Annotated in this window: 14 protein-coding genes and 1 pseudogene; 2 read left to right on the forward strand and 13 right to left on the reverse strand. The window is 63.4% G+C overall.

Annotated elements, in window-relative coordinates; genetic code table 11:
• The 3 genes and pseudogenes from BMZ21_RS30155 to BMZ21_RS29715 all read right to left on the reverse strand — a co-directional run.
• A pseudogene (locus BMZ21_RS30155) lies at positions 1 to 173 on the reverse strand (IS21 family transposase); the annotation flags it as partial.
• 107 nt (positions 174 to 280) lie between these two features.
• Positions 281 to 613, reverse strand: coding sequence for an ATP-binding protein (locus BMZ21_RS29710; protein ID WP_208862406.1), 333 nt, complete (start codon positions 611 to 613; stop codon positions 281 to 283).
• Between the two features lie 191 nt (positions 614 to 804).
• Entirely contained in the window at positions 805 to 1,695 is an 891-nt protein-coding gene (locus BMZ21_RS29715) for a LysR family transcriptional regulator (protein WP_091843825.1), read from the reverse strand.
• A gap of 93 nt (positions 1,696 to 1,788) precedes the next feature.
• Here BMZ21_RS29715 and BMZ21_RS29720 point away from each other — a divergent pair, with 93 nt between their 5' ends.
• Positions 1,789 to 3,204 carry an aldehyde dehydrogenase family protein gene (locus BMZ21_RS29720; protein ID WP_091843828.1) on the forward strand — a complete coding sequence of 472 codons (1,416 nt, stop codon included), beginning with the start codon at positions 1,789 to 1,791 and terminating at the stop codon, positions 3,202 to 3,204.
• 61 nt (positions 3,205 to 3,265) lie between these two features.
• Here BMZ21_RS29720 and BMZ21_RS29725 read toward each other — a convergent pair whose 3' ends face one another.
• From BMZ21_RS29725 to BMZ21_RS29755, 8 genes are all read right to left on the reverse strand, one after another.
• Complete coding sequence (locus BMZ21_RS29725; RefSeq protein ID WP_091843831.1) at positions 3,266 to 4,156, reverse strand: LysR family transcriptional regulator; 891 nt, start codon at positions 4,154 to 4,156, stop codon at positions 3,266 to 3,268.
• Positions 4,157 to 4,250: 94 nt separating this feature from the next.
• Positions 4,251 to 4,598, reverse strand: coding sequence for a hypothetical protein (locus BMZ21_RS29730; protein ID WP_091843834.1), 348 nt, complete (start codon positions 4,596 to 4,598; stop codon positions 4,251 to 4,253).
• A 28-nt stretch (positions 4,599 to 4,626) separates the two neighbouring features.
• Positions 4,627 to 5,091: a nuclear transport factor 2 family protein gene (locus tag BMZ21_RS29735; RefSeq protein WP_091843837.1), complete on the reverse strand. Its 465-nt coding sequence runs from the start codon at positions 5,089 to 5,091 to the stop codon at positions 4,627 to 4,629.
• A 63-nt stretch (positions 5,092 to 5,154) separates the two neighbouring features.
• On the reverse strand, positions 5,155 to 5,703 hold the full coding sequence (locus tag BMZ21_RS29740; protein WP_091843841.1) for a carboxymuconolactone decarboxylase family protein: 549 nt from the start codon (positions 5,701 to 5,703) through the stop codon (positions 5,155 to 5,157).
• Positions 5,704 to 5,837: 134 nt separating this feature from the next.
• Complete coding sequence (locus BMZ21_RS29745; RefSeq protein WP_091843846.1) at positions 5,838 to 7,907, reverse strand: 2Fe-2S iron-sulfur cluster-binding protein; 2,070 nt, start codon at positions 7,905 to 7,907, stop codon at positions 5,838 to 5,840.
• A 59-nt stretch (positions 7,908 to 7,966) separates the two neighbouring features.
• Positions 7,967 to 8,578 (reverse strand): glutathione S-transferase family protein, encoded by a 612-nt coding sequence (locus BMZ21_RS29750; RefSeq protein ID WP_091843849.1) that lies wholly within the window; start codon positions 8,576 to 8,578, stop codon positions 7,967 to 7,969.
• A 100-nt stretch (positions 8,579 to 8,678) separates the two neighbouring features.
• Complete coding sequence (locus BMZ21_RS31045; protein WP_280141496.1) at positions 8,679 to 8,801, reverse strand: hypothetical protein; 123 nt, start codon at positions 8,799 to 8,801, stop codon at positions 8,679 to 8,681.
• A gap of 42 nt (positions 8,802 to 8,843) precedes the next feature.
• Positions 8,844 to 9,590 (reverse strand): pirin family protein, encoded by a 747-nt coding sequence (locus BMZ21_RS29755; RefSeq protein ID WP_091843852.1) that lies wholly within the window; start codon positions 9,588 to 9,590, stop codon positions 8,844 to 8,846.
• A 111-nt stretch (positions 9,591 to 9,701) separates the two neighbouring features.
• On the opposite strand from BMZ21_RS29755, the gene BMZ21_RS29760 reads away from it, so the two are divergent.
• The gene (locus BMZ21_RS29760) at positions 9,702 to 10,577 is read left to right on the forward strand and encodes a LysR family transcriptional regulator (protein WP_091843855.1); all 876 of its coding nucleotides are present in this window, start codon (positions 9,702 to 9,704) and stop codon (positions 10,575 to 10,577) included.
• A gap of 1 nt (position 10,578) precedes the next feature.
• On the opposite strand, the gene BMZ21_RS29765 is transcribed toward BMZ21_RS29760, so the two are convergent.
• Both BMZ21_RS29765 and BMZ21_RS29770 read right to left on the reverse strand, forming a co-directional pair.
• The gene (locus BMZ21_RS29765) at positions 10,579 to 11,586 is read right to left on the reverse strand and encodes a zinc-dependent alcohol dehydrogenase family protein (protein ID WP_091843860.1); all 1,008 of its coding nucleotides are present in this window, start codon (positions 11,584 to 11,586) and stop codon (positions 10,579 to 10,581) included.
• Positions 11,587 to 11,786: 200 nt separating this feature from the next.
• Positions 11,787 to 12,362: an isochorismatase family protein gene (locus tag BMZ21_RS29770; protein ID WP_091843863.1), complete on the reverse strand. Its 576-nt coding sequence runs from the start codon at positions 12,360 to 12,362 to the stop codon at positions 11,787 to 11,789.
• Positions 12,363 to 12,976 lie beyond the last annotated feature (614 nt).

The raw sequence follows: 12,976 nt of genomic DNA on the forward strand, positions 1-12,976 counted from the left end.
AGCTTCCGCTGCGGCTGGACCTCGCGCTTGTAGGTGAACTCGGTCGCGCCCGAGCGGAGCACCTTGCGAACCGTGTCGCGCGCAATGCCGAGCTCGCGGGCGATCCGCTTGATCCCCTTGCCGTTCTGGAAATGCTCGAACCGGATCCGCGCGATCGTCTCCACACCCGTCATCCCCGGACCCTTCCGAAAAACCGGAAGGATCAGCCAGAGCCGATAACAGGGGGGCTAACCTTCAACGCGATAAACGCCCCTCACGGGGGGCAACATTGCAGGCGATCTCACAAGCAATCCAGCCACATCAGGCGGCCGACGCCCTTGCCGCCGATCTCGATCTTGTTGTCCGTGTCGGTGGTGATGAAGGCTTCCCAGTTCTTTTCGTTCAGGCCGAGCCCGTTATCCTCCACGATGGCGGTGACGGCTTCCTTCTTGCGGTCGGTCTGAACCGTGACAGTAACGCGACCCTCAGCGGCCACCGTCTCCAGGAATCGCGCCTGGGTCGAATGGATCGCGTTGCTGATTGCCTCGAACAGGGGCTGCAGCGCATCGGCGACGTTCGCCGGCTTGGGTAGCCGCGCGATGCGCTTGACAAGGTTGGGACGGAGCGAGGTCACTCGCGTACCGTAGCCGGAATACATCGAGGGCGGGAAGTGATATCAGAAAGATGCGCCGAGCCTCTGAATTGACCTATTCGAAGGCCCTTCGAGCAGCCGATCCAAACGTATCCGAAGGTCGGGGCCGGTAGGGGATCGAACGTCACCAATTGGCGCTTCTCGTTCATCCCACTCTGGTAATGTGCCGTGAGCTATCGGCCCCCCTCTCTGATCAGATCAATGAGCGCGCGAAGCTTCAGCGGGATATTCCGGCGCCCAGAGAAATACAGCGACAAGCCCGGAAAAGGCGGCGTCCACTCGCTAAGCACCTCGATGAGCCGGCCAGCTTCGACATGTGGGCGGGCCGAAGTCTCCTCGACGTAGGCGAGACCGACGCCTGCCAGAGCGGCGGATAGAGCGAGTTCTGTGGCGTCGAAGATGAGCACGCCTGGTACATCGACAGTCATTGCTTCGCCACGGCGCTCGAACTCCCACCGATAAAGGCGACCGTTGGCCATCCGATGCTGGATGCAATGATGCTTCGCTAGGTCGAGCGGCGATGAAGGCTTTGGGCGCTCGGCGAAATAGTCCGTCGCGCCGACGACGATCATCCTGAGCCAGGGAAAGATCGGCACGGCGACCATATCAGGGGGCACTGCGTCGGCCAGCCGTGCACCGGCATCGAACGATCCGTCCGCAAGATCGACAAAGGCCGCATCGGTCGCGATCTCCAGCGTCACCTTGGGGTAGCGTGTGGAATAGGCGAGCAGGATCGGCTCCAGCATCATGCGCGCTGCGCCCAAGGATGTGGTGATGCGCAACGTCCCCGACGGCTCGCTCGCCTCCGCGCCGAGTTCGTCAATCGTTTGACCGATCGACTGGAGGGCCGGACCGATGCCGTTGACGAATTGCTCACCGGCTGCCGTCAGCGAGACGCTCCGGGTCGTGCGATTGAACAGCTTGACCGCCAGCCGGTTCTCCAAACCAGCGACGGCATGGCTCAGCGCAGACGAGGTCTGCCCGAGCGAGCGCCCGGCCGCGCGGAATCCTCCATGGCGCGCCACGGCGATAACCGCCTCGGCCTCCGCAAAGCTCAGCTTCATTGCTCGATTATTCTCATTGATCCGATGAGATTGACGTGGCTTCTTTCATCGCACGTCGCCCTGCATATCGAAAGCCAGACACAGGAGCTTTCGATGCGAACAATCAATCAGAACTATATCGATGGCCGCTTCGTGCCGGTGCAAGGCACTGACCTAAGGCCGCTGTTCAACCCCGCGACGGAGGAGCAGATCGCCACGGTCCATTTGTCGAATGCAGCGGATGTTGATGCAGCGGTTCGAGCGGCTGTTGCCGCTTATGCGGAGATTTCAACGATGTCGAACAGCAAGCGCGTCGCGATGCTGCATCGGCTATCGGATGTCGTCTCGCGACGTAGCGCGGATCTCGCCGAGGCCATGAGCGAAGAATACGGCGCACCCGCGCCATTCGTGGAGGCCAGCGCCAGCCGGGCAGGACAGGTCTTCCTCGACATGGCACAAACGGTCGAGGCCTATCCTTGGCAGCGCCAAATCGGATCAGCGCTGGTCGAGATGCGCCCGGTTGGCGTGGCCGCCGCTGTCACGCCCTGGAACAGCAATCTCGGCTTCATCTGCTCGAAGCTCGCCACAGCCATCGCGGCGGGCACCTCGATCGTGATCAAGCCTTCGGAGATGAGCGCCTGGCAGACGCAGGTGCTCGCGGAGGCGCTCGATGAGGCCGAACTGCCGAACGGCGTCTACAACATCATCAACGGGACTGGAGCATTGGCCGGGGACGCCCTGACCCGTCATCGCGACATCGCCAAAATTACCTTCACCGGGTCGACTGCGACCGGGCGGGCGATCCTTCGCGCGGCATCGGAGACGATGAAGCGGGTCACGCTCGAACTCGGCGGGAAAGGTGCGCAGATCGTTCTCGACGATGCCGATCTAGACGCTGCCGCTGCTCAGGTGCTCGCCAACGGTTTCATCAATAGCGGGCAGGCCTGCATCGCAGGAACGCGCATTCTGGTCCCGGAGCACAAGCTGACGACGATGCAGGAACGCTTGGTGGCGGGCTTGGCGAATTGGCCGGTCGGACCCGGCAATGATCCGGCTTCGCGCATCGGCCCGATGGTCAGCGCCAAGCAGTGGGAGCGCGTCCAGTCTTACATCGCGCTCGGCCCACAAGAGGGGGCTCGTATTCTCGCCGGTGGCGAAGGCAGGCCCGACGGCCTGAATAGCGGCTGGTTCGTCAAACCGACGCTTTTCGGAGAGGTCGATAACAGCATGCGGATCGCACGCGAGGAGATATTCGGGCCGGTACTCTGCGTTCTCCCCTATCGCGGTGAGGATGACGCCATCAGCATCGCAAACGACACGGACTACGGCCTTCAGAACTATGTCATCGGTACCGACCCAGAGCGTTGCCGGCGCATTGCGTCGCAGCTGCAATCGGGCCGCGTAGTCATCAATGGAGCGAAACACGAACCGCACGCGCCCTTCGGCGGCTTCAAGCAGTCGGGGATTGGACGCCAGTATGGCTCATTCGGATTGGAGGCTTTCCTGGAGCCGCGCTCCGTTTTGGGGTGAGGGTTGGCGCAGGGAGCCCGGACAGCAATGAGCGAGCCGAACTGGCCTTCCTGGCAGGGGATCAGTTCAGGAGACGGTTGGCGCGGAGCGCTGTCACCGCGGCGTCCACAAATGTGCGCACCTTGGCCGGGGCCTGGCGTCCTTCCGCATACACGACGTGGATCGGCAAGGGCGGTTCCTCGTCGTCACTCAGCACGACCTGGAGGCGTCCATCCAACAAGGCCGGGCCGATTTGATAATGCAGGACGCGCGTCAGCCCCCAGCCAGCGGCAGCGGCCGAAATGACCGCTTCATTGGTGTTGCACTGAAGCGAGGGATGAACTGTGACCCGCTGTTCACGGGCAAACCGCCATTCCGGCGAAGCCCAGGCACTCGTCGAGGCCGCGATCCGATGGTCCTTGAGCTGCTGGGGAGTCGTTGGGACGCCATGCTTCTCGAAATAGGACGGGGCACCACAGACAACCCGCCGAACCGAGCCGACCTTCACTGCCGTGAAGCCGGAATCTGGGAGATGCCCTATCCGGACCGCGACATCGATACCTTCCTCGACGATATTGACCTGGCGGTCCAGGAACAGGGTCCTTGCCGCCATGGTCGGATAGGCGTCGAGATAATCCGTGACGATCGGCAGGACGTACATCTGGCCGAACAGGAGCGACGCGGTGACCGCGAGCGTTCCTGAGGGCGTCGCATAGGACCCGGCGGCCGCAGCTTCCGCCTCCAGGATATCCGAGAGGATTCGGCGGCAATCGTCGAAGTAGCGGTCGCCGGCTTCGGTGAGCTTCACGGATCGGGTCGTGCGCACGAACAAGCGCGCGCCGATGGCGTCTTCCAGGGCAGCCACGGAGCGCGTCACGGCAGGAGCGCTCATATGCAATTGGCGCGCGCTTTCCGAAAAGCTAGCGGTCTCCGCTACCTTCACGAAGATGCGCATGGCCTGCCAGCGATCCATCAATTGCCCCCTGCGGCCGGTATGCCCGCTGCAATGCTTTCAGCAGCCTATAGCGGGTCGCAAGGAGGTTCCGCAAAATTGGACCGCCATGCGCTTACGCGCTGCTGGCCGAGCCTTGTTTGAATGTCGCTATGAAGCGTCTGGCGAAGGTCTCGATCTTTCGGCATGTGTCGTCGCACAGGCCGAGGGTCTCCGCCCTCGCGCGAGCGGCAGTTCGCAGCGCCTCATCTTCGGACAGCGCCGCGATCGCGACCGCCTGAACCGTAGCGGTCTGGACATCGAAGCTTCGCCCCTCTCTTGCAATGTCGATCTCGGCCTCACTCATCCCGAGCCGCTTGGCGTCCGCGTACTGTTGCCAATATGCGGACGGGTCATCTGGGCCTTCCATCAAGGCGAGCTCAATCGAGACGCGAACGCGCTCGTTGATTGGATCGGAAATCACGGCCGCGTCTCCGCAAGGATGAAGGATTTCAAAAGCCGAAATGGCTGAGGCCGGGATGATCGTCAGGGCGGCGGCCCAAGGGCCAGCGGAACTTACGCTCGGCCTCGCTGATCGGCATTTCGTTGATGCTGGCATGGCGCGCCCGCATCAGCCCATCCTCGGCGAACTCCCAGTTTTCGTTGCCATAGGCACGGAACCACTGGCCGCTGTCGTCGTGATACTCGTAGGCATAGCGCACGGCGATCCGGTTGCCGCGGAAGGCCCAGAGCTCCTTGATGAGACGGTAGTCGAGCTCCCGATTCCACTTACGGGTCAGGAAGGCCTGGGCCTCATCGCGACCGTTGCAGAATTCCGCCCGGTTCCGCCATTTCGTGTCGAGCGTATAGGCGAGCGCGACCTTGGCGGCATCGCGCGTATTCCAGCCGTCTTCAGCCAGGCGGACTTTCTCGATGGCGCTCTCTTCGGTGAAGGGTGGTAGCGGCGGGCGGGACATTTTTCTTCTCCTGGATTGCTTGGAAACGGCGGCCGGGCGCATCGCGCGCGCCGGCCGTCGACTTCAGGCCGCGAGACGCTCGACGAGGGGGAAATCGACCTCGGTGCCGAGCGCTTCGTTGACGTAGTTGGTGAAGGTATTGACAGCGACATGGCCGATGATTTCGAGGATCTCGGCATCGCTGTACCCGGCGGCCCGAACCTGATCGAGCGCGGCCGGGCCGACCGATCCTCGCGAGACCACCAGGGCCCGCGCGAAGGCGACCGCCGCAGCCGCCTTGGGATCCTGGGAGGTGCCCTCCAGATTGGCCGCAATCTCATCGTCGCTGAGCTTGGCGAACTTGCCGCCGAAATAGGTGTGCGCCGCCTGGCAGTAATCGCAGCCGTTGACGCCGGCCATCGCCAGCGCGATCCGCTCGCGAGTCGCCGGCGCAAGCTTGCCCTTGCCCAAGGCGGCCTGGAAGCCGGTAAGCCCCGTCAGAGCTGTGGTGCTGGTCGAAACCAGCCGGAAGATGTTCGGCACCGTGCCGATCTGCTTGCGGATCGTCTCGAGGATAGGCTGTGAGGCTTCAGGTGCCTCCTCGATCGTCGCGGGGGTCGGGATGTAGGACATGATGTTTCTCCTGTTTTGAAGGCGAGAGAACTGCTCTCGTCTGAGTTGAAGAATGATCCGTTGGGTCAACGTGCTGAATGCTCGAAAGGCGGAAGGCTTTATTGCGCGCCAGACAGCAATGACGGCGGACGAGATTAGACCGCCAGCTGGATCCTGTTGTCGTCGCTCCCCTCCGGCTCGGCCGGAACGGTCGAGCAGAGCAGGATCTCGCCCTCTTCCAATGCGGCCGCAGGCTCCCGGACGTAAGCGACACGGCCCTTGACGAGCTTGGTCCGGCATGTGCCGCAATGGCCCTCGCGGCAGCTGAATGCGGGCTCCAGCCCGCGCGCCTCGGCCAATTCCAGGAGCGTGCCGGAGCCCGGAGTCCAGCGGGCTTCCTTGAGCGATTCCGTAAAGACGACAGGAACCGCATGAGTCGCGGGCTGTGGCTTGACGGCTGACTCGATCGGGACTGCCGGAGCCGTGCGCTTGAGTGACGACGGTCCGAAGGCTTCGGCATGAATACGGTCGTCTGCGATGTTGAGGCCGCGCAGGCCGTCATACAGAGCCTGGGTGAAGGACGGCGGACCGCAGAGGAAGAAGTCGTAATCGCCGAAGGACAGGAAGCGACTCAGCGCAGCCACGTCCAGCCGGCCCGAGACGTCGTAATCACGCTCTGGCTCTGCATCGGTCGTATCACTGAGGAGGCGCACTAGCTTGACCGCACCTTGTGCAGCCGCGACCAACTCGGAAAGCTCGTGGTCGAATGCCCTATCCTTCTTGGTCCGAGCGGCCTGGAACAGGGTGACCGGCCGGATGCGCTGCTTGCGCACCCCCTCGTAGACGATGTGCCGCAGCATCGCGAGCAGCGGGGTGATACCGACGCCACCCGCCAGCATCACGACAGGACGTGTCGCTCTTGCGTCGATGGTGAAGGAGCCTGCAGGCGCGCGCGCCTCGATGGTATCGCCCACCCGCAGATTGTCGTGCAGATGGGTCGAGACCAGACCGTCGCGTCGCACGCTGATCCGGTAGACGCCGTCTGAGGGTGCTGCCGACATGGTGTAGGTCCTCACCACAGGCTGCTCGGCGCCTTTGGGCGTCAGACGGATCGGGAGGTGCTGCCCGGCGAGGTGAGCGAGCAGTCCCGCTCCATCCGTGGGCTGCAGATAAAACGATCGGATCGAAGCGCTCTCGTCGACGATCCTCGCAATGCGCAGTGGCCTCCAGCGCGTCGCCAGCTCCGCCGCCCGAAGCCGGTCGGCGGCCTGCTCCCAATCGCCGGTCATCAGCGAGTTCGCAGACCAGCCGTTCTGCCGGAAGTTCCAGCGCAGGGCGAGCGCGGCGCGGCGTCGGACGATCCGGCGCGCCTTGAAGGTCCAGAGCCGTTCGGCCCCCTGGAAGGCGGCGATCTCCGGCGAGTCCAGAACAAGCGCCGCGTCTCCCGTCAGTTGGAGCATATCGCCGCTTTCGAAATCGACGAACAGGAGCCCGGCCTTGCCGTTCAGATGAATGTTGCCGAGGGTGGCGAAGAACAGATTCCCGTCGAAATCCGGGATTGTCAGCGTTCCGTCCTCGCCGACGCGGACGAACCCGGCCTTGCCGCCGCGGTGCGAAACATCGACCTGGCGGCGATCTTCTCGATCGGCATAGGAGGCAACGAAGAACGCGTCCGCACGCTGTATCGTCTCGCGCGCAGCATCGTCCAGCGTCGCCAGGCTCTCGGCAATCGATCCCGGCCGGGTGCCGGGCTCCCGGCTGAACGAGAAATCCCGCAACTGTATATAGCGGGGGCAGTTGCCGAAGCTCTGGTCGACCGCGACGCTGAGGCCTGCGGCGGTCGTCGAGACGAAGCCGTTCATGCGGTTGCGGCGGCGGGTATGCATTTCGATGCCGAGCAGCCCGATGGGAGCGCCATCCGCCATGCCCTCGGCCGCCGGATCGCCCGCGGCCGGATGTGCTGCGATATCGAGAACGGTCGGCGACGGTGACGACATGAAGCCGGACCGCCCCTCGATGAACGTTGCCCAGGCATCCCCGGCAGGATCGATGCTGCCGAGCACGATGAAGGGCAGCTGCGCATAGAACTCGCGGTGCTGGTCCGGCATGAAGTCACGGACCACCCGTTGCCCGACGACGGCCATGCGTTCGGCCATGCCGGCCTTTTCCTGCAGATACCGTTCTCCCTCATGCCATACAGGCAGCTTCGCGAGTGTCGTATCCATGTCCCCGCTCCTTCGAATCAAAGGTCCGGGCGCGCCGGCGGGCGCGCTCCGGCACATCGTCACGCAGCCAGGCCGACGGGGGTCTGCACAAAGGGTACGAACCCGGGCAGGGCCTCGACGCGCCGCAGAAACGCGTTGACATTCGGATAGCCGGTTAGATCGACATTGCCTTCCGGCGCGCGGGCGACATAGCTGTAGATCGCCACGTCCGCGATGGTGGGGCCGTCGCCGACGAGCCAATCGCGACCGTCGAGCTGGCTCTCAAGCCTCGCCAGCAGCACATGAGCGCGGGCGATGACCTCCTCGGGGTTGTACTTGGCCCCGAACACCGTGATGAGCCGCGCGGCAGCCGGACCGTAGGCGACCTCGCCTGCAGCGACCGACAGCCAGCGCTGGACCGCGGCGGCGCCCTTTGCATCGTCTGGAAGCCAATCGTTCCGTCCTGCCTTCTTGGCCAGGTAGACGAGAATGGCATTCGAGTCGGCGATGGCGACCTCGCCGTCTTCCAGAGCGGGAACCTGACCGAACGGGTTTATCCGGAGGAAGTCGGGCTTCTTGTGCGCGCCGGCCTTGAGGTCGACCTCGACCAGTTCGTGCGGCAGCCCCAGAAGAGAAGCGAAGAGACGGGCGCGGTGGGCATGGCCCGAAAGGGGATGATGATAGAGCTTCACGGCTCACTCCTGCGATGATGGACGGGCCTGTTCCCGATCCGCATCGCCAAGGTGCCGCAGGTTTCACTCTTGCAGAATGCTCAAGCTCGGCAGTTCATTGTTACGCGGCGTGGAAGAATGACCGATCGACATGCGCCTGCGCCATCACCTCGATCGGACGGGAAGGCACGCAGAATCCCGCCTGATTGACATCCTGCTTCGCGCTCGCGATCGCCTGCGCCATCCAGGCGAAACGCCGAATATCGGTCCGATATCGGCCGCTCGATCATGCCTGCGCGACGTTGCCGCTGAACATGCCGCCCTTGAAGACCGGGGCCGTGGTATCAGTGGTAAACAGAACGATGTCGGCGTCGGTGACTGCCGCGATGCCAACCTCGCTGTCGCCAAGATGGTAGAGTTCTCCAGCATCGATCGCGAGGTCGCCGACGCGCACCTTGCCTGAGAAGACAAAGAGGAGACTGACGAAACCGGGCGCTATGACGTCGGGCAAAGCCAGAGTGTGACCGGCGTGCAAATGCGCATCTCGAACCCACGCTTGCGAACGAACTTCGAAAGCCGCTCCCTGCGGGGCAACGAGAAGCCGCCAGGCATCGTCGCTGCGCTCCGCATCCATCTCGTGTAACTGAACCTTCGGCTCCAGATCGCCCTCGCGCGGACGCAGGAAGATCTGGAGCGCCTGCGTGGGCTCGTCGCCCAGGACATGTTCCTCGTGCTGAAAGCTATGCCCGGCGTTCATCATCATCAAACGGCGGGGCGTCACCTCCTCGCGGTTGCCGACGGTATCGAGATGAAGCATACGGCCCGCCCTCTTGTAGGTGAAGATCTCGTCATCCTTGTGCGGATGCATTCCGATGATGTGTCCGGGCTGAATCTGAGCGCGGTCAATCCGGCCGATCGCGCCGATGCCGCTGTCGCCCTCGTTCGACAGGGAGCCCGGATAGAACACCTTGATGCCGAAGCCGTGCTTCCAGTCGCCCCTTGTGATCGACGGCATGATTTTGGTCGGTTGCATGATGATACTCCTCAGGTCCGGGATGGACTTCTCGCCAGAAGAGGTAGCGTTGCTGTATGCGGGCGAGTAGCCACGTCTGACGGTTAGCTGAGTCTCGGCAAGAGGAACGCCATGGATGTCGACGATTTGAGGACCTTCGTTCAAGTCGCTGACGCTGGAGGCGTATCGCCTGCAGCGAGGCGGCTCGGCTTGGCCAAGTCGATCGTCAGCCGGCGTCTCGTGCGGCTGGAAGAGGAGCTGGGGGCACAACTGCTGGCGCGAACCACCCGCGGTGCGGCGCTGACCGAGGCCGGAGTGACGTTTCGGGAGCACGCCGCTCGGATATGTTCGGAGCTGGATGCCGCGTGCGAAGAGATTATGCCCGCGGGCGAACTGCGCGGACTGCTGCGATTGGCGGCACCGTCATCCTTCGGCCCCGAATATTTCGCGCCTGTCCTTGCCGAGATGGCGAAGCGACATCCGCTTCTGCACGTCCACACTCTGTTCAACGACCGCTATGTCGATCTCGTCAGCGAGGGCTTCGACTGCGGTATCCGGGTCGGCTATCTGCCGGACTCAAACCTGGTAGCGAGACGCATCGGCACGCTGCCCGTCAGACTCTTTGCCAGCCCCGATTATGTGGTCGCCCATGGCGCACCATCGGTTCCCGCGGAGGTAGCTGGTCATTCAGCGGTGATGATCGGGACTGAGAGCTGGAAATTCGAGCGCGACGGCACGGTCACGCAAATTCACCCGCATGGTCGCTTCAAGGCAGACAGCGCCGTGGCGATCGCCGAGGCGACCGCGACCGGCATCGGGATCGCGGCACTGCCGCAGCTGATTGCCGAGCGCTATGTCGCGGCGGGCCGGCTGGTGCCGATCATGATCGATTGGCTGCTGCCATCGGTCGGCATCTTCGTCGTGCGTCCGCCCGGTCAGCACCTCCCACGCAAAGTGAGGGTGCTGACGGAAATCCTCATCGAGAGGATCGGGCCGGCTGCGAAATGACCTACCACTCGATGCCGATCTTGCCGAAATGGCCGGAGGACTGCTGAAAGCGGAAGGCTTCCGCAAGTTTGCCGAGCGGGAAACGCCGGTCCACCACCGGACGGATTCCGGTCGCATCGATGGCGCGCACGAACTCCTGCTGCTGCCGCCGCGATCCGACGATCAAGCCTTGCAATCGCGCCTGCTTGGCCATTAGTGCGGCGGTCGGCACGTCGCCCGCGACGCCTGTTACAGTGCCGATAAGCGCGATGTGCCCGCCGACGCGGACCGCCGCGATCGAGTTGGCGAGAGTGCCGGCACCGCCCAGCTCAAGGACGTAGTCGACGCCCCGCCCACCGGTCCAGTCCGCGACAGCACGGCCCCAACCCTTCACCTCCCGATAGTTGACGACATGGTCGGCGCCGAGGTCCCGTGCACGCTCAAGCTTCTCGCCGGACGATGACGTGACGATCGCGGTCGCACCCATCGCCTTTGCGATCTGCAAGGCCCAAATAGAGACCCCGCCGGTGCCGAGCAGCAGCACGGTGTCGCCGGCCTTTAAGCCACCATCGGCTATCAGGGCTCGCCATGCCGTCAAACCGGCCGTGGTTATCGTCGCAGCCTCGACATGATCATAGCCGCGTGGGGCATGGGTGAAAGCGGTCGCGCGTGTAACGACGAACTCGGTCGCGAAGCCGTCGATCCCATCGCCGGGGGTACGCGAGAAATTGCCGATCGTCGGCGCGCCGTCCTGCCAGTCCGGAAAGAAGCAGGAAACCACCCGGTCGCCCACTGCGAACTCGGTCACGCCTTTCCCGACAGCCTCGACCGTTCCACCGGCATCCGCCAGCGCGATACGGCCAGCCTCCGCAGGCATGCGTCCCGTGACCACACCCAGATCGTGGAAGTTCAGTGAGCTACCGTGCAACGCAACACGGATCTCGCCCTCTCCGGGCTGGCCTGGGTCAGGCTTTTCGCTGAATCCCAGGGTTTCCAGGGTCGCGGGGGAACCAACGGTCATCGCCTTCATGGGGTGGTCCTTCATTCAGGAGTTGCGGCGCCGCGCGGTAAATGACGGGGCAGCGAAGGGTTCGGTCGAACGCCAGAGAGGCCCATCGTCGTCGCCATGGCCATACGAGCGGGTACGATACCGCCCGGATGGCCATAGCTGAAAGCGGCCGACGACATACCTTCTCGGCCGGAAGGGCTTACGAGCGCGGCACGTAGCGCTCAGTGATAAGCCAGGATGCCGGACAGGCGCTGGCCCAGCGGCGTGCTCCAGTCGACGGCCAGCTCCGAAATCAGCTGGTCATGCGTCATGATCACCGCGCCCGCACGTTCCATCCGGCGCAAGGCGAGGTCGTCGCCATATTTGGTGTAGGAGGCTGAAGCATCGGCCGCTACCTGCACTTCGTAGCCTTCGTCCAACATCTGCAGCACCGGGAAAAGGACACAGATCTCGGTCGTGATCCCCGCGACGATCAGCTTCTTGCGGCCGAGCGCCTTGACCGCCGCATTGAAGCCGTCGTGATGCATCGCATTGACGATCCCGGGCCGCTTGATGCGCTTCGGGTAAGCCTCCGGCAGGATCTGCTGAAGCTCGGGAATGAGCGGCCCTTGCGCATGATCTTCCATGCTGACGGTCAGAAGCACCGGGATATCGGCGCCGACCGCGATCTTCGCCAGCTTCACAGCATTGGCCTTGACCAGGTTGATGTCGTGGGAGTGGGTCCACGACATAGTGCCGACCTGATGATCGATCAGCAGCATCGCTGCATTCTCGGGAGTGTAAACATTCTTATGCATGGTCGTTCTCCGCTGTCTCGATGAAGGGGCAAGGCATAGGCGCCTCGCCCTGTCCTCAAGCACCGACCTCATGTCTTCTGCCGGGGACAAGGAGAAAATCGCCGCTCTCAACGGGGAACACTATATTCGTAACGAGGACTTCTGCGTTCCTCAGGCAGGAACGCATCGGGCCACCGGAGGCGCTAAGCCCAAGCTGTTCAACTCACGGTAACGAACCAAAGCCTATCGCGCCCGGATCGGCCGCTTGCCTCCATGAGACCAACGCCAGTCTAAAGAAGGTCTTGTGTGGATGGCTCCCGCGTTGCAAGGGGTCTGTGACAGTTTGGCGTGCTGGTCGGGTGCAGTCTTGTGTCCGGCCTGTTCGCGCGGTCATCGACCGCTGGCCCTGATGGTTTCCGCGGATAAGGTCCCATTCTGCTTTGTGGGCTTCGACGCCCTCGACATTCGGCGGGTTGTCCTCATCCCCAGTCTGACCGGTGCGCCATCATCTCACATGGTCCTCGCAACCTCCTTCGCGCGGATAGCGCGCTGATTGAACGACTGGTTCTCAGGCTGCTGCCGAGCCGGGCACCGGCATCCGGTAAATCTCGCCTCGAACCATGATGGCCCAGATC

The sequence above is a fragment of the Allobosea lupini genome, from assembly GCF_900109525.1.
Taxonomy (GTDB): Bacteria; Pseudomonadota; Alphaproteobacteria; order Rhizobiales; family Beijerinckiaceae; genus Allobosea; species Allobosea lupini.

Coding starts and splice junctions, on each gene's coding strand:
- BMZ21_RS29715 (WP_091843825.1), bottom strand. CDS start 1,695: ATGAAGCTGAGCTTTGCGGAGGCCGAGGCGGTTATCGCCGTGGCGCGC.
- BMZ21_RS29720 (WP_091843828.1), top strand. CDS start 1,789: ATGCGAACAATCAATCAGAACTATATCGATGGCCGCTTCGTGCCGGTG.
- BMZ21_RS29725 (WP_091843831.1), bottom strand. CDS start 4,156: ATGGATCGCTGGCAGGCCATGCGCATCTTCGTGAAGGTAGCGGAGACC.
- BMZ21_RS29735 (WP_091843837.1), bottom strand. CDS start 5,091: ATGTCCCGCCCGCCGCTACCACCCTTCACCGAAGAGAGCGCCATCGAG.
- BMZ21_RS29740 (WP_091843841.1), bottom strand. CDS start 5,703: ATGTCCTACATCCCGACCCCCGCGACGATCGAGGAGGCACCTGAAGCC.
- BMZ21_RS29745 (WP_091843846.1), bottom strand. CDS start 7,907: ATGGATACGACACTCGCGAAGCTGCCTGTATGGCATGAGGGAGAACGG.
- BMZ21_RS31045 (WP_280141496.1), bottom strand. CDS start 8,801: ATGGCGCAGGCGATCGCGAGCGCGAAGCAGGATGTCAATCAGGCGGGA.
- BMZ21_RS29755 (WP_091843852.1), bottom strand. CDS start 9,590: ATGCAACCGACCAAAATCATGCCGTCGATCACAAGGGGCGACTGGAAG.
- BMZ21_RS29760 (WP_091843855.1), top strand. CDS start 9,702: ATGGATGTCGACGATTTGAGGACCTTCGTTCAAGTCGCTGACGCTGGA.
- BMZ21_RS29765 (WP_091843860.1), bottom strand. CDS start 11,586: ATGAAGGCGATGACCGTTGGTTCCCCCGCGACCCTGGAAACCCTGGGA.
- BMZ21_RS29770 (WP_091843863.1), bottom strand. CDS start 12,362: ATGCATAAGAATGTTTACACTCCCGAGAATGCAGCGATGCTGCTGATC.